Raw genomic sequence first — 22,256 nt, forward strand, 5'->3', positions numbered from 1 at the left:
CACAGCATGCATGTCCGCGGGGCCGTCCCGGCATGACCGCCGGGGCCTGAAGCTCCGAAACCCGGAGCAAACCCTCTTGATGGCGGACCCACCCTCCCCGATCATCGAAACAGCCCACTCTGTGATGGATCTGCACTTGGCCCTGTCCGGCCTGCGCAGTCCCAGTCTGACCCTCGTCACCGGAGCCTTTCTTCCATGTTTCGCCAACTGATCACCTGCACCTCCATGGCCTTGGCCCTGGGCGCCACTGCCACCCACGCATTCGCACAAGGCGGCACCCAGGACTACCCCAACAAGCCCATCCGCCTGGTGATCCCCTTCCCGCCGGGTGGTGGTACCGACATCCTGTCGCGCGTCATCGCCAACAAGCTGACCGAAGCCACCGGCTGGACCGTGGTGCCCGAGAACAAGGCCGGCGCCGGCGGCACCATCGGCATCACCGAAGCCGTGAAAGCCCAGCCCACCGGCTATGACATGGTCATGGGCCAGAAGGACAACCTGATCCTGGGCCCCTATCTGTACAAGAACCTGCCCTGGAATCCCACCAAGGACCTGACGCCGGTCGCCCACATCGCCTACACCCCGGTGATCATTGCCACCAGCGTCAACTCGCCCTACAAGACCATCGGCGACGTGATCAAGGCCGCCAAGGCCACGCCCGGCAAGATCACCTACGGCTCGCCCGGCAACGGCACCAGCATCCACATCGCCGGCCACATCTTCGAGAAGGCCGCCGGCATCCAGCTGACCCACGTGCCCTACAAGGGCTCCAACCCCGCGCTGATGGACGCCATCGCCGGCAACGTGGACCTGCTGGTCTCGTCCATCCCCTCGGCCATCGGCCAGATCAAGGCCGGCAAGCTGCGCCCTCTGGCCGTGACCTCGGCCAAGCGCTCGTCCTCGCTGCCCGACGTGCCCACCATGCAGGATGCGGGCATGAAGAACTTTGACGTCAGCACCTGGTACGGTCTGTTCATGCCCGCCAACACCCCGGCCGCCATCACCCAGAAGATGAACGCCGAAGTGAACAAGCTGCTGGCCCTGCCCGAAGTGCGCGAAGCCATCCTGGCCCAGGGCGCCGAGCCCCAAGCCCTGTCCATCAAGGACTTCGATGCCATGTACAAGGCCGACTTCAGCCACTCCAAGGCCGTGGTCGAAGCCTCGGGCGCCAAGATCCAGTAAGCGGCATACCCTGCAGTACGTAAAAAGCCCTTGCCGTTTCGGCAAGGGCTTTTTTCATCGAAGGCCGCACGGCAGCAACAGCATACACACAGCGGCAACGCCCTGCGGAAGCGACCTGCGCGGCCACCAGACACTGCGGCACCCCGCTGCATGGGCACTCCCGAGCGTCTGCCGCCTGCCGCACGCCGTCGCCCGCACAGCGGCCCCGCTCACTGCCTCCCTGCTGCCATGCAGCCGTGCCAGCAACGCCCCCACCACCCCATGCACTGACGCACCATGCAAAAAAGGCAGCCAAAGCTGCCTTTTTTATCTGCCGCTGCATGGCCCAGGCCACGCAGCGCGGATGCACCCGCTTGTTTACTGGCGCACCACCAGCACGGGGATGCGGGCCGCGCTCAGCACGCGCTGGGCCACGCTGCCCAGCACCAGCTTTTCCAGACCGCGGCGGCCGTGCGAGCCCATGACGATCAGGTCAGCACCCACGGAGTCGGCCACGCGCACAATGCCTTCGTGCACCGCGTGGCCTTCGCCCACCATGGTCTTCACGGCCACGCCGGCTTCATCCATCTGCTTCTTGACGGCTTCCAGGGCGGTGTTGGCTTCGGCGGTAGCAGCGCTCAGGTACTGTGCCTGGCCGTAGGCGAAATCGGCGCCCACGCCGGTGAAGGGATAGGGGTCCAGCACGTAGACGGCCGTCACTTCGCTGCCAAAGGCCTTGGCCAGACCGGCGGCCTTGGCCACGGCGTGCAGCGAGGTTTCAGAACCATCAACGGGAACGAGAATGTGCTTGAACATGGCAGAGAACTCCTGTTTTATTCCAATGGAAACGTTCCGGCGCGCACTGCGCGCCCTTGAAACACAGTCTGCAGCCTGGGAGCTGCGGGCGTCTTGACTTCCGTCAATCTTGAACGGATTGCAATTCCTTGTCACCCTGAAATTCACCACGGCGGCAGGTCACCACCAGGGTGTCGCGCACCCCGCCGTCCTGCAACGGCTGGATGGGCGTGGATTCGTGGATCATGCGCGCATCGTCCATCAGCATCAGCGACCAGGGCTCGGTCAGCGTGAAGCGCTGGCCGGCCGGGCCGTTGGCCTCGAACACGCGGGTCTCGCCGCCCTTGATGTGGGCGCGGTTCACCAGGAACACCGCCACCAGGTCCACACCGTCGCGGTGCGCCCCTTCGGGCGTGGGGCGGCCAATGCCCTGGGCGGTGTCGATACGGAACTGGTGCGCCTCCACATAGCAGGGACCGGGCACGGGCGCGCGGTCGAACAGCGCACTGGACAGCGCGGCCAGCTGCTCCACCAGCTGGTGCCAGGCCGGCAGCGCCACCGTGGCATCGGACATGGGCGCAAACATGCGCTGCATGCCGCCGTGCAGGGCGTTGTACTCCACCGGCTGCCAGTGCGCGCGGTGGGGCACCTGGCGCGGCACGCCCTGCTCCACCACAAAGCAGGAATGGCGGCGGAAGCGGTAGCGGCCACCATCGCGCAGGAAGGCATCGGGCGGCAGGTCGGACCAGTCGGGATCCATCTGGTGCAGCTCGCCCAGCGTGGTCCCCAGCCACAGCGCCACATCGGAAGGCTGGAGCACGGCAAAACCGTGGTCACGGATCTGCGCCTCCACATGGGCAGGCGAGTGGTAAGGGGGGGCAAAGCTCAATTGGGACATGGTGGACTACAGCTTACTCCCGCTGCAGGCCGGCTTGGAGCAGTTGCGTCAAACTGTCCCGTTTTGCGCGCACTTTTGCATCCCGTGCTGGCCCCCGGCAGGCAGGCCCCGCAACGCCACGCGACCTTGCCCACCCCAACCGGCACATGGGCAGCTCCAGGCCCAAACGGCCTGGCGCAAGCCGTCCGCGCCAGGCACGCCACACCCCGGCCCGGGCGTTGCACCTCGCGCACGCCCGCGTCCCCCACGGCGGCCCGCGCATCCTGCGGGGTCTGCGCACGCACATTGACATGGCCCCGCAGCCGCCTGCGCCGCACTGCCTAGAATGCGCCATCGCCTTACCCTCCCGCTGACCATGGCCCACGAACCCCGTTTGATGCGCAGCCTGCGCGCCCTGCTGCACCACCACCGCACGGCGGCCCTGGCCACCCTCCAGCCGGCCGGCGAAGGCGCGCCGGTCACGCCTTTCGTGTCCTTCGTGCCCTATGCCATCGACACGGAACACCGCCAGCTGGTGCTGCACCTGTCGGGTCTGGCAGCCCACACACAGCAGCTGCAGGCCCAGCCGCTGGCCAGCCTGATGGTGGTCCAGCCGGAGGCAGCCGACGCCCCGGTCCATGCGCTGGAACGCGCCACGCTGCAGGTGCGCGCCAGCACCCCCGAGCGCGGCAGCCCCGCCTGGGAAGCCGCCCGCAGCGCCTACCTGGCGCGCTTTCCAGATGTGGGCTTCATGATGGAGCTGGGCGACTTCCGCCTGGTGTGCCTGGCGCCGCTGGCCGCACGCCACATCGCCGGCTTCGGCGCCGCGCGCGATGTCGCACCCGACGAACTGCTGCAGGTCCTGCAGGCCCCGCCGCAGCCCGGGGACTGATACCGGCCAGCGATCCGGCCCACGCCCATACCACGATCACCCGTAGCGCTCGAACAGCGACATTCCAAACTGCCCAAAGGTGTCCAGAAATGCCGGGCTATTCACTTATGAATTGACCCAAACAGCCTCCGAGAATTCTCGGGCGGCTCATTGGAGAGTCTTGCTCACAGCGATCTAGCCTCGCCCTCACGCCCAAAGCTGAAGTAACCCTGGGCAATCAGCGCCGAGGCCTCATCACGCACCACATCACATATGACGGAAATTGCTGGGTCCTGAGCGTTGTCAATGCGCGTGGCAAGTACCAGCATCCGATGGAGTTGCACGCCCGATATTTCCGAGATTCGCACATCGCGATATCTGCGATCTCTGAACACAGAAATTGGCATCAGAGTTGCGCGCCTTCCTTGAAGCACAAGTTCTCTGATGGTATCGACCGAGTCCACCTCTGCCTGAATCTTCAGGCGCGTATTCAGTGGCGCTAACGTTCTATCCACGATGTCTCGATGCAAACGGGTCATGAGCAACGGCACCTCCGCCAAGTCGGCCAGGGCAACAACTGCGGGGGTATCACGAGCGAGCGGTGTGACCAGTGCAAAAGGCTCTGCCAGCAACGGCTCCATCGATAAAGCCCGGTCGGGTTCTGGATTGGTTACGACAGCTACGTCACAAAGGCTTCGTTCCAACGCCTTCAAAAGCTGCGGGGTAAATGCCTCTTGAATCAACAAGCGCATATCTGCCAACGTCTCATGGCACCGCTCGAACACGCCTGGTAGCAGGACACGTGTCAACGTTGGCGAAGCACCCAACACCACCTCCCTTTTTCCTGCACTCCCGCTGAGTTGGAGCTTTACGCGCGCAGCCTCCGCAAGCATCCGTCGCGCGGAGGCATAAAGCGTTGCGCCCGCTTGAGTGAGGCGTACGCCTCTAGGCCCTCGCTGTACCAGCTGCACGCCCATTTCTTCCTCGAGCTCACGAAGTTGCCGAGTCAAAGCGGGCTGAGCAATGGACACAGCTATGGCGGCGGCCGTCAAGCTTCCGGCGTCAACAATCGCGACGAAATATTTCAAGGTGCGCAGATTCATGGAGCCACACGATATATCAAAGTGATATGGATAGACCAAAATTCAGTATTGGTCTTCAGGTCGAACGGTCAATAAACTTTCTCCCGTTTACTAAGGGGAAATTTAATTGTCCAAGCTTCCTGATCCAGATACTCCGGCGAACAAGCCTGCCACTAAAGATAGCAAAACATTATGGATAAACAGCCCTGCTTTGGAGCGCTTCACGAAAGAAGCATTTCAGGCGGCCGGGCTTCCAGAAGAGGATGCTGCGCGTGTCGCAAAGCTGATGGGAGAAGCCGATCTGCAAGGCTCTGATGGGCACGGCATCATCCGGCTGGCGCCCTATATCCGCCGCATTCGCAGCGGAGGAATCAACGTTCAACCGAACATCAAAGTGGTGCACGAGCGCGCTGCTATGGCGGTCGTGGACGGAGACAACGGCATGGGACACCTTGTGGTCTCGCGCGCTGTTGAGCTTGCCATCGCCAAGGCACGCGAGTGTGGAGTGGCGTGGGTGGGCACGCGAGCGAGCAACCATGCTGGCCCTGCCTCGTTGTATGCGCGCATGCCCATACAGCACAACATGATTGGCTTGTACTTCGCCGTCGGAAATGCCAACCATCTCCCTCCATGGGGAGGAATGGACATGCTGCTGTCGACCAACCCCATAGCCGCCGGGATTCCTGCTGGCGACGAACCGGCTGTGGTGCTCGACATGGCAACCACAGTTGCGGCATACGGCAAGATCAAAGCCAAGGCCAAGCGCGGAGAGCCGCTTCCCGAGGGCTGGATGATCGACCGGCAGGGCAAGCCACTGACAGATTCCAGCCGCTCGCACGAAGGCTTCCTCCTGCCTATCGGCGGTCACAAGGGCTACGGACTCGCACTGATCGTTGGACTGCTCGCTGGCACGCTGCAGGGGGCCGCTATGGGCCGCGATGTGGTGGATTTCAACGCTGACTTCACCACACCGACGAACACGGGTCAGGCCATTTTGGTCATCGACTTGGAAGCCTTCGGAGGGGCCGGTCCCTTTAAGGATGCCGTGGACACATTGGTCCGAGATATCCGCAGCAGCGAACGTCTACCCAACGTGGACCGCATCTGGCTGCCCGGCGAACAAAGCCATCAACGTCGGTCTGACTATGCCAAACGCGGGGTGCCCCTGCCCGAAGCACTGGTGCACGAGCTTGACGAACTCGCCAACCAGCTGTCCATCCGTCCTCTGGACCGATAGGTCAGCGTGAAGCCGGCATAACAAAATATTCAGGAGACAAATATGCCACTGCGTCGACGTACCTTCTCTGCCGGGCTTCTTTGCTCGATTGGAGCACCCGCCGTACAAGCCAGTACCCAACCTGGCAGCTATCCCACGAAACCGATACGACTGATTGTGCCGCTTGCTGCAGGCAGTGCAGTGGATAACGCAGCCCGTGTTCTGTGCCAGAAGATGGGACAACAACTCGGACAGAGCTTTGTCATCGAAAACCAACCGGGATCAGCCGGTTTGATTGGAGCAGAGCGCGTGGCGCGCGCCAGCCCGGATGGCTACACCATGGGAGGCTTCAACGACAGCATCCTGACAATGGTCCCGCATATCTATCCCAAGGTGGGCTGGAACGCACTGACGGACTTTGTACCTGTGTCGTTGGTCGGCACCATCGAGTGGGGCATTGTGGTGAAGCCCGATGCGCCTTATCGCACTCTGGGCGAGTTCGTGGCAGCAGCGAAAGCTGCTCCCGGAAAGCTGACCTTTGGATCAGGCGGCAATGGAAGCCCGCAGCACCTGGCCATGGCCATGTTTGCATCGCGGGCAGGCATTTCGCTGATGCATGTGCCCTACAGAGGGGCGACACCTGCCGGCTTGGCTGTGGCTACGGGGGAAGTCGATATCGGATTCCAAGGGCTAGGAACGATCAACGCCCTCGTGCAAGCAGGAAAGCTGCGTTTGCTGGCGGCTTCTGCTCCCCAACGTCTTTCCCAGTACCCCGAAGTACCGACCGTTTCTGAGTCTGGCTTTTCAGGCTTTCTTTTCAATTCCTGGTTTGCCATGGTCGCGCCCAAAGGCACGCCCAAATCCATCGTGCAGCAACTGCACAAAGCCATAGCACTGGCATTGAAGGACGAATCCACGCGGCAGCAACTTACAGCCCAGGGTCTCACCATCCAGGGCACGACTCCGGAGGCTTTTGTCACGGCGCTGCGCGAGCAGTACGACCGCTATCAAAAAGTCATCCAGACCTCCAGCATCACAGCAGATTGACACAGCATGTTCAACTCTATCAACCCCGCCACTGAAGCTCAATTGGGACAATTCTCTCCCGATGAGCCCGCACACATTGACCAGGCCCTGGATCTTGCCAACAAGGCGCAGCGCGAATGGCGTCGCCTGGACGTCAATCAACGCACCCCACTACTGCGCCAGCTGGCTCTGACCCTTCGCAAGCACAAAGGTGAATGGGCACGCTTGATCACGCTGGAGATGGGGAAGCCCTTATCTGAAGCTTTGGCGGAAGTCGAAAAATGCGCTGTGACTTGCGACTTCTACGCTGAGCATGCAACGCGCATGCTCAGTGATACGTCCATCGAAAGCAACGCCTCAGATAGCAGAATTGTCCATGACCCGCTGGGTATCGTGCTGGCAGTGATGCCGTGGAACTATCCGTTCTGGCAGGCAATGCGCGCTGCCGTGCCTGCCATCGTCGCTGGAAACGGACTATTCCTGAAGCATGCTGCCAATGTCCCTCAGTGCGCGCGAGCCCTAGAGGCACTGTTTGTCGAAGCAGGCGCTCCACCAGGCTTGTTCACAGCGCCCTTGTTGCCATCTTCTGCCGTAGAAGGCCTGATCAACGACGAGCGCATTGCCGCAGTGACCTTCACGGGATCCACGCCTGTCGGCCGCACCATCGCCTCTCAGGCAGGAAATGCCCTGAAGAAGCAGGTTCTCGAATTAGGAGGCTCCGACCCCTTCGTGGTGCTGGCTGATGCAGACGTGGAGGCTGCTGCCGCCGCTGCCGTCAAGGCACGCTTTTCCAACACCGGCCAAAGCTGCATCTCTTCCAAGCGCTTCATTGTGGAAGAAACCATCGCTGACCGCTTCGTGGAAGCATTTTGCAATGGCGCATCAAAACTTGTGCAAGGTGATCCTTTGAACGAGGGCGTGGGGCTGGGACCGATGGCACGCGGCTCTTTGCGCGATGAACTGCATGCTCAGATAGCCGCGACAGTGGCAGAAGGCGCTCAGTTGAAACTGGGTGGCGAATTGCCGTCGGGCCCGGGGTATTTCTACCCGGCGACCGTGCTGGACCATGTCACGCCAAACATGACCGCTGCCAAGCAAGAAACTTTTGGCCCTGCCGCAGCCATTTTGCGCGTGCGCGATACCGAAGAAGCCATTGCACTTGCCAACGCAACCGAGTTTGGCTTGGGGGCAACGCTGTGGACCAAAGATGCCAGCCACGGGCGAGCGCTCGCCCGGCACATCGATGCGGGAGCTGTGTTCATTAACGGCTTGGTCGCGTCGGACCCCCGATTGCCTTTCGGCGGCGTCAAGCAATCTGGCTATGGCCGGGAGCTGGGCGCCCATGGCCTCCATGAATTCACGAATGTGAAAACCCTCTGGAGCGGCCCTGCTCGCTGAGCGCCCGACTCTTTCCACCTTTCGAAAGCAGATGATCATGAGCGAACCCACCATCCTACGCCCCAAATCCCTGAAAGCCTTTGAACGAGGCGGCGGTGCACGCACAACTCCTTTGGTCACCTCGAAACTTGGTGCCACTGCCTTTATCAATGGCATCACAGAATTCGGGCCAGGCGCAAAGATACCGTGGCATTTCCATAACTGCGAGGAAAGCGTGATGCTGCTGGAGGGCGAAGCCATCTTCGACATCGGCGATGAGCACCACGAACTGTCTCCCCAAGACACCACGTTCATTCCCTCGGGAGTTCCTCATCGCTTCCGCAACAAATCCGAGACCCAGGGCATGAAGATTCTCTGGATTTATGGTCGCATGGATGCAACCCGCACTCTGGTGGATACCGGAGAGACGCGCGAAGTCGCAGCCGAACATTCGTAATGGCAAACGCCAAGCCCATGCTTGGCGTCCTTTTTTGAAATCGAAAAATGAACCAAATGTCACGCGCAGAGCATCGCACCCGAGTGATCGAGGTGGCTGATTTCTCTGTTCATCCTGAAGAACATGCAGCCTTTGGACGAGTGCTTTCGCAAGCTGTTGCAGAGGTACTCAGCAATGCCCGGGGCTACCAAGAACATCAAATTCTTTCTTGCCAAGAAACACCAGGCCGGTACTTGCTCACCGTCGCTTGGGACACCTTGGAGGATCACACGGTCGGATTTAGGGAGTCCCCCGCCTTTGTGAAATGGCGTGCGTTGATCAGTCCCTTCTTTGCTAGTCCTCCTTCCGTGGCGCATTTCGATCTTGTTTGACCAAGCTCAGGATGACATTCCTGCTTTCAAGACGCACAATTTATTGACTTTTATATTAATAAAATGCAATAAAACGACGCTTGTGCAGAAGCGAAACGATGCTCCATGCAAGTCAATGAAGAAAGGCAATACGAAGTGAAAGTCAAGAAAACTGCGATCGTCACGGGAGCGGGCTCGGGCATTGGCAAAGCTGTGGCATTGGCCTTGCTGGCCGATGGCTATTGTGTAGTTCTCGCGGGCCGGCGCGCAGCCCTTCTGGATGAGGTCCAGTCCTTGGCGCAGCAACGGCACGGCGCGGGTGACCGAGTACTGTGTGTGCCCACCGACGTTTGCGACCCGGTAGCCGTCGAGCAGCTGTTCGCCCAGGCCGTCAAGCATTTCGGCCGTGTGGACCTGCTGTTCAACAACGCAGGCCGTGGCAATCCGCCGGGCAACTTCTTAGATTGGACCCCTGCCCAATGGCGCGACGTTGTGGACGTCAACCTCAACGGGATGTTCTATTGCCTCCAGCAGGCCTTCCGGGTGATGCGTGACCAAAGCCCGCGCGGTGGTCGCATCATCAACAACGGCTCGATCTCGGCCCATGCACCTCGGCCCAACTCCATCGCATACACGGCGACCAAGCACGCTGTCATGGGCCTGACCAAGACCGCAGCGCTGGACGGTCGGGCCTACGATATCGCTGTCGGCCAGATCGACATTGGCAATGCCATGAGCGATCTTGCTTCACGCATGGCGAAGGGAGTACCCCAAGCCAATGGCGATATCGCCGTAGAACCCCTCATCGACGTCAACATCGTCGGCCAATCGGTGCTGTACATGGCCAACCTGCCACAAGAAGCCAATGTGCTGTTCCACACCGTGATGGCCACCAAGATGCCTTTCGTCGGCCGGGGCTAAGGTCCTCTGCACGAAAGCGCCTGGCTGGGTATCAGCCCCGCCAGCTGTTCGTCAATGCTGGCCGAATGCGGCCGGTCACAGCCCTCGGCGCGCGGTTCATGGCAAGTGCATCATGAAACGCCGCCGGCTGTCGATGGCGTCTCCAGCCATGCCAACTTGAACAGGCCCTGCGCCCCGCGGTCATCCCACGAGGCGACGTCGCATGTCTCTGTGGTCCGCTCCAGCCCTGCGCCGCAGCTCTTCGCTTTGACTCACTTGCGGCGCTCGTTCTGGCATGAGGGATCGCTACCGCCGCCCTCTTTTGTACCCGGCTGTGTGGCATCGACCACGCTGCCTACAGGCCATCTACAGAACTCTGGCCGATTGACATCCCAACCCCAGAGCAGCCGTGTCATCACACGCCCCGCGACAGCATCTGCCCTTGCTGGCGAACACCCTGGCCAACGCCAACTGGCATGCCTGCGCTGCTACCACGATGTTGCCCAAGTGCAAAGAGAAGCCATCGTGGCGCACTCCCCCGGCGAGCCTCTGCCACACGAAAAACCCACGCAATCCGTTGTAAACGTTGAAAAAACATGAATAAGAGGCCAATCAATCTCGGTCCAAAAACGCTTTCAGATCGGTAAAAACCCGCAGTCATATGCAGTCTTCTATAAGACACTTTGCATTTTATCGAATCAATATGCAATGATGCGCCACCTCTCCCATCTCCAAAGGCGGTGAGAGATGCCTCTTTTTCAAAGCTTTTTATGACTGACACACAACAACAACCGCGAGGCTTCGGCATTGCGCAAGGGGTGTTCCTCTTGTACGCAGCCCTGGTCATCACACTCGGCCTGGCTCTGGCATTCAAGGGTGGACAACTGGCGCTTGCAGGCGGGTCTTACTACTACGCGACTGCAGGCGTACTTCTCGTTGCAGCAGTGGGTCTGCTAATGGCACGCCGCAAAGCTGGCGTCCATGTCTTTGGTGCAATCACCATCGCTACGTATGCGTGGGCCTTGTGGGAGGCCGGCTTCGACGGCTGGGCACTGATCCCTCGTTTGGGATGGCTCGCAGTTGTCGGCTTCATATTCCTGGCTCTGTGGCTCTCCGCTCGTGCCCACCTGGGTTCGGGCATCAAACCCACGTACTTCGGCGTTTTCGGCGCCTTGCCCCTTCTGCTGAGCGCAACCATTCTGGTGCCTCTGTTCGTACCGACCACTGCACACCTGGCTGGTCAAGACACCATTGACGCACGCCCCAAGCAGGATTTCAGCCGTGACGCAGTGACCTCGCCTGACGGCAATGTGGCGGCTTCGCATGACGAAACCAACTGGACCGCGTACGCTGGCTCCAACCTGGGCAACCACTATTCGCGCGCCAGCCAAATCACACCGGCCAACGTCGGCAAGCTGGAGAAAGCCTGGGAGTACCGCCACGGCGACAACAAGGCACCAGGTGAGAAGACCGCCTATCTCAATGAAGCCACTCCCATCAAGATCGGCGACACGCTCTATACCTGTACGCCCAAGCAGATCATCGTGGCCATCGATGCCACCTCTGGCAAGGAAAAGTGGCGCTTCGACTCCAAGAACGATCCCGCCTACTTCTCCAACGGCGGCGCCTACTGCCGTGGTGTGTCCTACTACGAAGTGCCCAAGGCTGAAGGCATCTGCTCCAAGCGCATCATCTGGGGGACAAACGATCTGCGCCTGGGCGCTGTCGATGCACCCACCGGCCAGCCTTGCCCGAACTTCGGCCAAGGCGGCTTTGTGGACTTGAAGAAGGGCATGGGCAACTTCCGCAAGGGCTCGACCGGCATCACCTCGGCACCCACCATCGTGCGCGGCGTCGTCATCACCGGCGGCCGTGTGCTGGATTCGGACGTCCGGCCCGCCCCTTCTGGCGTGGTGCGCGGCTTTGACGCCGTGACCGGCGAGCTTCGCTGGGCCTGGGATCTGGGCACTGAAGATACCCACCGCCCTGCCGGCGAGGACTACACACTGAGCACACCCAACAGCTGGGCGCCAATGTCTGCTGACGACGAGCTGGGCTATGTCTACGTCACCACAGGCAATGCCGCTGGTGACTTCTACGGCGGTGACCGCACCCCCTTGGAAGAAAAGTACACGAGCTCGCTGGTGGCAATCGACGCCACGAACGGCAAGGTGGCCTGGCACTTCCAGACCGTGCACCATGACCTTTGGGACTACGACCTGAGCCCTCAGCCCAATCTGATCGACTTCCCCAAGGAAGGCAAAGTCCGTGCGGCCGTGATCCAGGCGACCAAGTCAGGCCAGCTCTACGTGCTGGACCGCACCAACGGCAAGCCGCTGGTTGACGTGGTTGAAACCCCTGTTCCTCAAGGCACCGTGGCAGGCGATCACACCTCGCCCACCCAGCCCTTGTCCAAGATGCCGTTCACCATGGGCCGTCCGTCCAAGGAAATCGAGGTCCTGACCGAAGCCAAGACCTGGGGCCTGACGCCGTTCGACCACATGCAGTGCCGCAAGGAATTTGTGCAGGCTCGCTATGACGGCTACTTCACGCCGCCCACACTGGACCAGAACTCTCTGGTCTTCCCTGGACATCATGGTGGTCTGAATTGGGGCGGAATCATGGCCGACCTCAAGCGCGGCATTATCGTGATCAACACCCAACGTCTGCCCTATATGCAGAGCACGGTGTCACGGGAACGCATGGACGCAGTGGGTGCCAAGTCCTTCCAGGAACAGCCAGGCGCACGCAAAGGTTTCCGGGTCCAGGCAGGCATGCCCTACGGCGCTACCAAGGGAGCCTGGATGTCGGCCCTGAACCAGCCCTGCATTGCACCGCCCTGGGGTTTCATCTCCGCCATCGATCTGCGCACCACCGATGTGCTGTGGAGCCGACCATTCGGCACCGGCTATGACAGCGGCCCGATGGGTATCCCTTCGCGCACCAAGTTCGAAGTCGGTACACCCAGCGACGGCACGGGCGTGACCACGGCTGGTGGAGTGACCATCATCGGTGCAGCCCTGGACCAGTTCATCCGTGCGTACAACACAGAGACTGGCGAGAAGCTGTGGGAGCAGCGCTTGCCGGCAGGCAACCAGGCATCGCCACTCACCTACATGAGCAACGGTCGCCAATACGTGGTGGCCGTGGTGGGCGGACACGACCGCATTCCCACCAAGTTGGGCGACTACATCATTGCCTGGGCACTGCCTGAAACCACCACCAAGTAAGACGCGCAAGTGAGGCAGCCATGTTCAAACTTCATCCAACTGGGACATGGCTGATTTGATGCCCGCCGCATATCGCGGCGGGCTTTTTTTATCCTTTGAAGGAGATCCCCTATGCCCGAAGTCATCGTCTATGCCGTTGAAGGCCGTACACCAGAGCAAAAGAAAATGCTCATGCAAAAGATCACGACAGCTGTGCACGAGTCGTTTGGCACCCAGCCTGACCGGATCGTCGTGCAAATCGTGGAAGCGAAGGCCGATAACAAGACCCGCGGTGGCGTGCTGTACAGCGAGCGCTGATTCTCATGCGGCGGGTAATGCGAAGGGTTGCCAGTCGCCGCTCAATTCGCCGACTTGGAGCGCCGCTCCCCCTCTCAGGGAAAGGGAACAACAAAGGCGCGGCCAGGGATTCGATCTGAGAACTTGCCTTCGAGGACTTGGGGTTCCGCATCCAGGAAAAAATACGGCACAACCAGGTCTTCGCAAGCGCAGTGGCATCGTTGCCGTGATAAAGCAATCGCCCCGCTCATTGCACGCACAACGAGCGGGGCGACGATGGTGAGCAGCAGGGCTGAAAGCCCCCCCTCTGCATCACTCCATGCGGATGTTGCGTTCCTTGACCAGTTTGGCCCATTTGCCTGATTCGCTGGCGATGAACGCCGAGAAGTCTTGGCTGCTGCCTCCGCCGAACTCGTTGCCTTGAGACAGGATGCGCTCCTTGACCTCAGGGTGTTCCATGGCCTGAGCGAACGCAGCCTGCAGCTTGGCCACGATTGCGGACGGCGTCCCCCTTGGGGCGACATAACCCATCCAGTTAGAAACCGTCACCGCCGGATAGCCGAGTTCGGCAAAGGTAGGAACATCCGGCATGGACCGCAGACGTTCAGCCGAAGTCACAGCCAAAGCCTTGATCTTCTTGGCCTGAATGGAGGGCATCGCAGCACCGGTCTGCTCGAACATCAGGTCGACCTGTCCCGCCAGCAAGGCCGTGGAGGCGGGGCCTCCTCCTTTAAAAGGGACGCCCACCATGTCCAAACCAGCCGCGGCCTCGAAGAGCTCAGCCGAGAGGTGGTGCGCACCACCTGGTCCAGCATTGGCGATGTTCAATACACCCGGTTTCGACTTGGCCGCAGCGATGGCGTCCGCGAGATTCCGGTAGGGGCGATCTGCCGGTGCGACCAGAACCAGGGGGCTCTTCTCCAGCAGAATGATTGGCACAAAGGACTTCGGGTCAAAGTTGAGCTTGGGATAAATCCAGGGATTCACCGCAAGGGGACCAAAGCTGCCCATGGCGATGGTGTAGCCATCTGGTGCAGCGCGTCCGGCCAGCTCCATACCAACGTTCCCACTCGCGCCGGGCTTGTTGTCGATGATGATGGGCTGCCCCAAGATCTCCCCCATACGCTTGGCCACCAACCGGGTTTTCACGTCGGTATTTCCGCCCGCTGCGAATGGCACGATGATGGTGATGGCTTTGGCGGGGTAGTTGACCGGTGCCTGCTGGGCTACAGCCCAGATACTGCTCGCGGCCAAGGCCGTGCCGATGACAATCTTGCGACGTGTCGAAGAAGTGGGATGCATGTTGTGTCTCCTGTTTTGGATAAAGTGGCGGTCTATGCCGCCTTGTTGAGCCATCCCCTGCAGAAGCTGCCGAGGCAGCTTCATTCAGGGGTGATGTTTGCGGCCTCGACGATGCGCGCGTACTTGGCCGTTTCTCGGCCTATGAACTCTCGGAACTGGGCCTGGGTCATCGGTTCAGGCTCTCCTCCCTGTTCGCGCAGACGCTTGACAAGGTCATGGTCTTTCAGCGCAACGGCAATAGCTTCGTTCAGCTTGTTCTGGATAGCTGCCGGTGTCTTGGCAGGCGCAAAGACACCAAACCAGTTCTCGAGGTCGTATGCTTTGGCCGCAGGAGTCTCTGCAATGGCAGGGATGTCGGGGGCAAAGCTGGTGCGCTTGGCCGATGTCACCGCCAACGCCTTCACTCGCCCCCCTTTGAGAAATGGGGCGGCACCGGCGTAACTGACGAAAGTCAGATTGACCGCACCAGAGGCCACATCAACCAACTGGCCCGTCGCACCCTTGTAAGGGACGTGCTGCATCTTCACGTTGAGGATGGACTGCAGCAGCTCTCCGTTGAGGTGCTGGGGGTTGCCCACACCGCTGGTGGCATAGGTCACCTTGCCCGGATTCTTGGCGGCATAAGCAGCAAGCTCTGCAATGCTGTTTGCATGGAAACTTGGCGTGGCAACCAGCACATTGGGCACCCGGGAAACCAATGCGATGGGCACAAGGTCACGTTCAGGCTGATACTGCATGCGCGCCTTGTAGACCAACGGGTTGATCGAGGTTTCCCCCGCAGAGCCCAGCAACAGGGTGTAGCCATCGCCAGCAGCCTTGCTTACCAAAGCAGCCCCCACCATGCCACTGGCGCCAGGCTTGTTATCCACCAGCACCGACTGCTTCAGGCTGACGCGCAGTTTTTCGGCCACCAATCGGGCCATTGCATCGACACCACCGCCTGCTGAGAACGGTACGACGATGGTGATGGGTTTGCTGGGATAGTCACCGCTTTGCGCCATTGCAGGTAGTGCAAAGGCGGTCGCAGATATTAGTAAGAGGCTGAGGTTGGTCGATTGCATTGCTGTCTCCTTAAATGTTTTCTTTGGTCAGGTGCGGCTGGGCGCCAGGTCTTGTGTCGTGGCAGACACGTCGTCGTTGCCGTCGCTGTCGTCCAAGCGCATGAAAAAAGTCATGAGGAAGGCCACCAACAGCAAGGCAGAGAGAAACACCAAACCTGCAGATGCGCTGCCGCCTTCGCCTCCTTTGAGCACGCCGATGGCATAGGGCCCCACAAAGCCGCCCAAATTGCCGATGGAGTTGATGACAGCGATGGAGACGGCCGCGGTTGAGCGGCTCAGGAACAGCGTGGGCAAGGCCCAGAAAGGCGACTTGAAAGCGTAAAGACCAGCCAGAGCCAGACTGATGAGCGTCATTGCCAGGTAGGGATTGCCCACGAAGCCGGCGCCGAGCAGCGCAAGGGCGGCCAGCAGCAGCGGCAAGGCCGAGTGGAGCTTGCGCTCGCCTTGGCGGTCCGATCGGCGCGACCACATCACCATGGCAGCAGTCGCCACTACATACGGGACCATGGCGATCAGCCCGATCTGAGTGTGCGTCAGCGCGCCCGAGAAGCCCTTGATGATCTGAGGCATCCAGTAACCGACACCCAGGCTGCCGCACTGGTACACGAAATAGATGAATGACAGGTACACGACCTTGCCATTGCCCATGGCCTGCAACACCGTCAGGTGCTTGACGTTCTTGCGTGACTTCCGATCACGCTCCAGCTCGGCCGCCAGCCATTGCTTCTCATGCGAAGTGAGCCACTTCGCCTGCTCTGGTTTATCGGTCAGTCGGAAAAAGCAGACCACCCCCAGAAACACGGCCGGGATACCTTCCAGGAACAGCATCCATCGCCAGCCGCTCCAGCCAAACCAATGGATATGGTCCATGATCAACGTGCTCATCGGCGCGCCGATGATGTACGACACGGGAATCGCCGCCGTGAACAAAGCCACCGTGGTGGCCAACTCCTTGGAGCGAAACCAGTAGGTCAGATAAACGATGATCCCTGGGAAAAAGCCGGCCTCTGCCACCCCCAGCAGGAAGCGCAGGATGTACAGCTGCGTCGCGTTCTGGGCGAATGCGCTTGCAGCGGCAAGCAGCCCCCAGGTGACCAGAATACGGGCAATCCAGACGCGTGCCCCGTACTTGTTGAGCATCACGTTGCTGGGCACCTCGAACAGGAAATATCCCAGGAAGAAGATGCCAGAAATGAACCCGAACGCTTCGCTGGTCAGCGCCAGCTCTGCATTCATCTGCAAGGCCGCGTAGCCGATGTTGGCCCGGTCAAGATAGGAAATGATGTACAGCAGGAAGACGAAAGGAATGATGCGCCAAGTGACCTTGCGCACGATCTTCTTTTCCTGATCGGGTGGGAGCTGGATGTCGTTCATAACCGGCCTCATGCTGAAAAGACCATGCACACCGGGCTGCCGGAGCGCACTTGCGCGCCGGTCTCGGATAGCACCCCACTATTGGGGTCTACAGCCAAGGTGACGATGGAGTCGCTGTCCTCGTTCAAGGCGAACATGAAGCGGCCATTGGGAGACAAGGCGAAGAAGCGCGGTGTTTTTCCGCCCGTGGATTGCGCCCCCTGGAAAGTCAGGCGTCCCGAAGAGGCATCGATGGAAAACACTGCCACGCTGTCGTAGCCTCGATTGGATGCATACAGAAAGTGGCCTTGGGCATCAATCTGGATTCCCGATGCCCGGCTGTTTCCTGCAAAGGTGTCTGGCAGCGCAGACAGCAACTGGAAAGGCTCAAGTGCGCCAGTGCTCGCGTCAAAGCGATACGCTGTGACAGTCGAATCCAGCTCGTTAATGGCGTAAGCCAGCTGCTGGCGTGGATGGAATGCAAGGTGACGTGGTCCAGAGGATTCACGGGCCGCCACGAAAGGCGTTACAGCGGGTACCAATCGACCATCGGCGAAGGCAAAGCTGAAGATGCGATCCAGGCCTTTGTCGGGCACCACGACATATTTGCCCGAAGGATCGAAAGGGTTGAAGTGGGGCTTGGCCTGCTTTTGCTCCACGCGGTGCGGCCCAACTACGCCTTCCAATGCCACCAATTGGCTGAGCGGTGCCAAAGATCCATCTGCATTCACGGGCAGCACAGCCAGGCTGGCCCCAATGTGGTTGGAGACCACCAGGAAGTTCCCGCTCGGGTCGAAGGCCAGGTGCACGGGATTCTTTCCCTGCGTGCTCTCGCGGTTGATGAAACTGAGACGGCCTGTTTGACGATCCACCCTGAAGGCGCTCACCTCCGATTCATCGCCATGGACGGTATAGAGAAACTGTCCGTCCTTGCTCAAGGCCAGATACGACGGATTGACCAAATCTTTTTCGATGGCAACCAGTTCTAGAGAACCCAGCTCGGGGTCCACGCGAAAGATGCTGATGCCTTCACCACGGGCGTTTCTTTCCTTGGTGGTGCGGCTGCCGACATAGGCGTACATGGGGAATCCTTTGGATGGCGAGACTTTTGCGTCACGACCAGGCAGCACGGAAGTGGCGCAGACGTCTACGGCTGCGCCAGTTGCCAGTGCGGCACACAGGCCACGCCCGAGCCATTCGCGACGCGAGATCGACAAAGTCAACTCAGCCGCAGGGGCATCAGAGGGAAAGGCAAGGGTCACGAAAGCTCTCTTTCGAAGCGCGGTGCAGCGCATCGTGTGGGTCTCTAGGGTTTGCACTGGTTTGCATTTTATTTGCATTAAATGCAAAATTCATCTCATGGAAAACACTGAGACGATCCCCACGATTGCATTGACGGCTGAAGGCACCACCTACCGAGCCGTCGATTTGCCGCAGCTGGCAGGCACGCACTTGGCGCAAATGCCCGTCGTGCTTCGTCTGCTGCTGGAAAACGCCGCCCGCAACATGACCGGCGACGAACGACAAGCAGCCATCCAAGCGCTTTTGGACTGGACCCACACGGGCACGAGCGAAGCAGAAATTGCCTATCAGCCGGGGCGTGTGCTCATGCACGACACGACCAGCACCCCGGCGTTGGTGGACTTGGCGGCCATGCGTAGCACCTTGGCCGAAGCAGGACTTGACCCTTCGGTACTCAACTCCAGCCTGCCGGTGGATGTGTCGGTTGACCATTCCCTGGCTGTGGAGGCCTTTGCCAGGGCCGATGCACCAAGCATCAATATGGAATTCGAAATACGCCGCAATGCCGAGCGTTACGGCTTCCTGCAGTGGGCGTCAAAGGTGCTTCAGGGGGTACGCATCAACCCTCCCGGCACGGGCATCATGCACACCATCAACCTGGAGCAACTGGCCACCGTTGTCACCACGCAAGAGCGCAATGGCCAGGCTTGGCTGGTGCCAGACATGATGATCGGCACGGACAGCCACACGCCCATGATCAATGGCATCGGCGTGCTGGGTTGGGGTGTGGGCGGATTGGAGGCCCAGACCGTGATGTTCGGCATGCCCACGATGCTGCGCATTCCCGATGTGATCGGTGTGCGCCTGGCCGGTCAGTTGCGTCCCGGAGTGCTCGCCACCGATCTTGCGCTGACCGTTACCAGCCGACTGCGCGCCATTGGCGTATCTGGCGAATTCGTCGAATTCTTTGGCCCAGGGGTGTCAAGCCTGAGCGCGGGGGACCGCGCCGTGGTGGCGAACATGGCGCCGGAGTACGGTGCCACCACCGGCTTCTTCCCGGTCGATGCAACGACCTTGGAGTACCTTCGTACCACGGGCCGCAGCGCGCAGGCCGTCGAGCGCGTGGGAGTGCTGACGCAGGCCGTTGGCCTGTGGTTCGACCCTGCGGCCACGCCACGCTACACCCGCACCATTGAAGTGGACCTGGACCGCATCGACATGCATGTCGCAGGGCCTCGCCGCCCTCAGGACCTGCATGCTTACGGTGAGACCGCTCGTTTGCTGCAAGCAATGGACTTCCAGCCAAGGTCCGAGGTAGCCATGCCGCGCCACCCCATTGCGATTGCGGCCATCACCAGTTGCACCAACACGTCTGATCCACGCCTTCTGGTTGCGGCCGGTCTGCTCGCGCGCAAGGCTCGAGCCTTTGGACTGAAAGCACCGGCATGGGTCAAGACATCCCTGGGGCCGGGGTCTCCCGCAGCAGCAGACTATTTGCAGCGCGCGGGTCTGACCGACGACCTGTCAGCGGTAGGCTTCGACATCGTGGGTTACGGCTGCACTACCTGTATCGGTAATCCTGGCCAGTTGCTGCCACCGATTCAAGAGGCGCTGTCAGTTGGGGCTATCCACCCTGTCGCTGTGCTGTCCGGGAATCGCAACTTCCCCGGACGGATACATCCCGACCTGGATCTGGGTTTTCTGATGTCGCCCCCTCTGGTCATCGCATTTGGTCTGGCGGGAAATGCCGAAAAAGACCTGCGTGTCGACCCCATCCAGGTGACGGCAGACGGACGTGCGATTTACTTGCGCGACCTGTGGCCCACGGCAGAGGAAATTGATGCCTGTCTGGCTGCATCGCAAGACCCTTCGGACTACCTCCGTGCGTTCAACATCGCATCCCAAAATCCGCTGTGGCACCGACTACCTGCTCCTGACACGCCGCTCTACCCATGGGATTCCAAATCCACGGCCCTGCGCAGACCGCCGTTTGCCGACCTGGGCGAAGGAAGCATGCTGGGGAACTACACCGCATACCCGTTGTTGGTGGTTGGGGACGACATTACGACCGACCACATATCGCCCGCCAGTGCCATCCCCAAAGACAGCTTGGTTGCGGACTTCCTGGTGGAACGTGGCGATGACCGCAACGACCTCAATGTGTTCGCCTCACGGCGCGGCAATTGGGAGGTCATGGTCCGCGGCGCCTTTCACAGCAAGACACTGAAAAACCTGCTTGCGCCTGATGTGCCTGTAGCACATACGGTTCACGCACCCAGCGGCCAAGTCATGCCCTTGTATGACGCGGCACGGCGCTACGCCGCCGAAGGTGATTCGGTGGTGCTCATCGCTGGCGAGCGCTATGGCACAGGTTCATCGCGCGATTGGGCAGCCAAAGGCCAACGACTCTTGGGCATACGCACCGTGCTGGCCAACAGCTTCGAGCGCATCCACCGCTCGAACCTCATCGGCATGGGGATTCTGCCGCTGCGCTTCCCTGCCGGTGTCACGCCCATGTCGCTCAACCTACAGCTAGGTGACCGAGTGCAAGTGGACGCCCCCGCCGCATCGATCAGCCCTCGTTGCCCTGTGACAGTGCACATCTTGCGTGCCAACGGAGCAAGGGAACAACTGACCGCAACTGCTGCCGTAGAGACTCAACTGGAAGTGGACCTGCTGCGCAAAGGTGGGGTGATTCCCTCCACGCTCCAGCGCATGCTGGAGCAACACCGTAAGGATGTCTCGACGCGATGACTGGGTTAAATGGACAATTCGGTCCTATGCGGACCGAACAAACCATTGTCACCAAAATTCTCGATCTGATTCAGACCGAGTCTATGCCGGTGGGCAGCCACCTGCCTGCTCAACTCCTGGCCGACCGTTTGCGGGTCTCCCGCTCCCCAATAAACGAAGCCCTGGCTTTGTTGGCGGAAAAGGGCATCCTCAAACGCGAGCTCAACCGTGGCTATTTCCTCGCCACCAAGGTAGACGGCCCGGCTAAAGACTGGGCGGGAAAACTCGGCATAGATGAAACCAATGTCGTCGCGGACGTCTATTTCCGTATTGCCGACGACAGGCTGCGGGGTTTACTGCCGACCGATTTCAAGGAAACCGAGATCAAGCAGCGCTACGAGCTCACACCCGCTCAGCTCAACAGCGTGATGACGCGCATTGCACTGGAAGGCTGGGCGGAGAAGAAGCCTGGCTACGGCTGGAGCTTTTCCTCGATGCTGACCACGGCCGACAGCCTGTTGCAGTCCTATCGCTTGCGGCTGGCGGTTGAGCCCGCGGCCTTGCTTGAGCCCAATTACCACTTGGCCCCAGAAGTGATTGAACGCTGTCGCGCAGCCGAGATGCATCTGCTGCAAGGCGGTATCGAGACAGACAGCGCCGACGCCCTTCATGACCGCGGCGTCCGCTTCCACGAATCGTTGGTGGAAGGCTCGGGCAACCCATTTTTTATCGAAACCATTCGCCGCGTGAACCGCGTGCGCCGGCTGCTTTCCTACCGCTCCATGCAGGAGCGGTCTCGCTACCGGGAACACTGCAAACAGCACCTGCATCTGCTCGACCTGCTCGAGCAGGGGCGCAATGAGGAAGCCTCGCAAGCCATGCGAGAGCACCTGTCCAGTACGCTGCGCAACCTCGAAAAGATCAGCGGCATTCTTAAACCTTGACCT

At 60.4% G+C, this 22,256-nt stretch carries 19 protein-coding genes; 12 read left to right on the forward strand and 7 right to left on the reverse strand.

Translation table 11 applies throughout. The annotated features are described in order from the left end of the window. Positions 1-195: 195 nt before the first annotated feature. Positions 196-1,182, forward strand: a complete 987-nt coding sequence (locus tag B3349_RS12695) for a Bug family tripartite tricarboxylate transporter substrate binding protein (protein ID WP_291589111.1) — start codon at positions 196-198, stop codon at positions 1,180-1,182. A 357-nt stretch (positions 1,183-1,539) separates the two neighbouring features. Here the strand turns inward: B3349_RS12695 and B3349_RS12700 are convergent, their stop codons facing one another. Beyond that, on the reverse strand, positions 1,540-1,977 hold the full coding sequence (locus tag B3349_RS12700) for a universal stress protein (protein WP_192333912.1): 438 nt from the start codon (positions 1,975-1,977) through the stop codon (positions 1,540-1,542). Between the two features lie 103 nt (positions 1,978-2,080). Further along, complete coding sequence (locus B3349_RS12705) at positions 2,081-2,854, reverse strand: 2OG-Fe dioxygenase family protein (protein WP_291589114.1); 774 nt, start codon at positions 2,852-2,854, stop codon at positions 2,081-2,083. A gap of 355 nt (positions 2,855-3,209) precedes the next feature. Between B3349_RS12705 and B3349_RS12710 the strand changes: the two genes are divergently transcribed. Continuing rightward, positions 3,210-3,725: a HugZ family pyridoxamine 5'-phosphate oxidase gene (locus tag B3349_RS12710; RefSeq protein WP_291589115.1), complete on the forward strand. Its 516-nt coding sequence runs from the start codon at positions 3,210-3,212 to the stop codon at positions 3,723-3,725. Between the two features lie 164 nt (positions 3,726-3,889). On the opposite strand, the gene B3349_RS12715 is transcribed toward B3349_RS12710, so the two are convergent. After that, positions 3,890-4,807, reverse strand: coding sequence for a LysR family transcriptional regulator (locus tag B3349_RS12715; RefSeq protein ID WP_291589117.1), 918 nt, complete (start codon positions 4,805-4,807; stop codon positions 3,890-3,892). Between the two features lie 106 nt (positions 4,808-4,913). Here B3349_RS12715 and B3349_RS12720 point away from each other — a divergent pair, with 106 nt between their 5' ends. From B3349_RS12720 to B3349_RS12755, 8 genes are all read left to right on the forward strand, one after another. Then, the gene (locus B3349_RS12720) at positions 4,914-6,023 is read left to right on the forward strand and encodes an Ldh family oxidoreductase (protein WP_291589119.1); all 1,110 of its coding nucleotides are present in this window, start codon (positions 4,914-4,916) and stop codon (positions 6,021-6,023) included. A 42-nt stretch (positions 6,024-6,065) separates the two neighbouring features. Next, positions 6,066-7,049, forward strand: a complete 984-nt coding sequence (locus B3349_RS12725) for a Bug family tripartite tricarboxylate transporter substrate binding protein (protein WP_291589121.1) — start codon at positions 6,066-6,068, stop codon at positions 7,047-7,049. Between the two features lie 6 nt (positions 7,050-7,055). Next, complete coding sequence (locus B3349_RS12730; RefSeq protein ID WP_291589123.1) at positions 7,056-8,426, forward strand: NAD-dependent succinate-semialdehyde dehydrogenase; 1,371 nt, start codon at positions 7,056-7,058, stop codon at positions 8,424-8,426. 37 nt (positions 8,427-8,463) lie between these two features. Beyond that, positions 8,464-8,862 (forward strand): cupin domain-containing protein, encoded by a 399-nt coding sequence (locus B3349_RS12735; protein WP_291589125.1) that lies wholly within the window; start codon positions 8,464-8,466, stop codon positions 8,860-8,862. Positions 8,863-8,909: 47 nt separating this feature from the next. Beyond that, the gene (locus B3349_RS12740) at positions 8,910-9,233 is read left to right on the forward strand and encodes an antibiotic biosynthesis monooxygenase family protein (RefSeq protein WP_291589127.1); all 324 of its coding nucleotides are present in this window, start codon (positions 8,910-8,912) and stop codon (positions 9,231-9,233) included. 105 nt (positions 9,234-9,338) lie between these two features. Further along, positions 9,339-10,133 carry an SDR family oxidoreductase gene (locus B3349_RS12745; RefSeq protein WP_291589128.1) on the forward strand — a complete coding sequence of 265 codons (795 nt, stop codon included), beginning with the start codon at positions 9,339-9,341 and terminating at the stop codon, positions 10,131-10,133. 749 nt (positions 10,134-10,882) lie between these two features. Further along, on the forward strand, positions 10,883-13,342 hold the full coding sequence (locus B3349_RS12750; protein WP_291589129.1) for a membrane-bound PQQ-dependent dehydrogenase, glucose/quinate/shikimate family: 2,460 nt from the start codon (positions 10,883-10,885) through the stop codon (positions 13,340-13,342). Positions 13,343-13,453: 111 nt separating this feature from the next. Then, positions 13,454-13,639, forward strand: coding sequence for a tautomerase family protein (locus tag B3349_RS12755; protein WP_291589130.1), 186 nt, complete (start codon positions 13,454-13,456; stop codon positions 13,637-13,639). Positions 13,640-13,930: 291 nt separating this feature from the next. Here B3349_RS12755 and B3349_RS12760 read toward each other — a convergent pair whose 3' ends face one another. The 4 genes from B3349_RS12760 to B3349_RS12775 all read right to left on the reverse strand — a co-directional run bounded on the left by B3349_RS12760 (position 13,931) and on the right by B3349_RS12775 (position 18,416). Next, positions 13,931-14,920 (reverse strand): Bug family tripartite tricarboxylate transporter substrate binding protein, encoded by a 990-nt coding sequence (locus tag B3349_RS12760; RefSeq protein ID WP_291589131.1) that lies wholly within the window; start codon positions 14,918-14,920, stop codon positions 13,931-13,933. Positions 14,921-15,000: 80 nt separating this feature from the next. Beyond that, positions 15,001-15,981 carry a Bug family tripartite tricarboxylate transporter substrate binding protein gene (locus tag B3349_RS12765; protein WP_291589132.1) on the reverse strand — a complete coding sequence of 327 codons (981 nt, stop codon included), beginning with the start codon at positions 15,979-15,981 and terminating at the stop codon, positions 15,001-15,003. A 27-nt stretch (positions 15,982-16,008) separates the two neighbouring features. After that, on the reverse strand, positions 16,009-17,355 hold the full coding sequence (locus B3349_RS12770) for an MFS transporter (RefSeq protein WP_291589133.1): 1,347 nt from the start codon (positions 17,353-17,355) through the stop codon (positions 16,009-16,011). Positions 17,356-17,363: 8 nt separating this feature from the next. Beyond that, positions 17,364-18,416 (reverse strand): lactonase family protein, encoded by a 1,053-nt coding sequence (locus tag B3349_RS12775; protein ID WP_291589135.1) that lies wholly within the window; start codon positions 18,414-18,416, stop codon positions 17,364-17,366. A gap of 277 nt (positions 18,417-18,693) precedes the next feature. On the opposite strand from B3349_RS12775, the gene acnA reads away from it, so the two are divergent. Both acnA and B3349_RS12785 read left to right on the forward strand, forming a co-directional pair. Next, a complete protein-coding gene (gene acnA, locus B3349_RS12780; RefSeq protein WP_291589137.1) occupies positions 18,694-21,330 on the forward strand; it encodes an aconitate hydratase AcnA in 2,637 nt (878 codons plus the stop codon). 26 nt (positions 21,331-21,356) lie between these two features. After that, positions 21,357-22,253, forward strand: coding sequence for a GntR family transcriptional regulator (locus tag B3349_RS12785; protein ID WP_291589139.1), 897 nt, complete (start codon positions 21,357-21,359; stop codon positions 22,251-22,253). The last annotated feature ends 3 nt before the right edge of the window (positions 22,254-22,256 follow it).

It is taken from the genome of Comamonas sp. UBA7528 (assembly GCF_002479375.1).
Taxonomy (GTDB): domain Bacteria; phylum Pseudomonadota; class Gammaproteobacteria; order Burkholderiales; family Burkholderiaceae_C; genus Comamonas.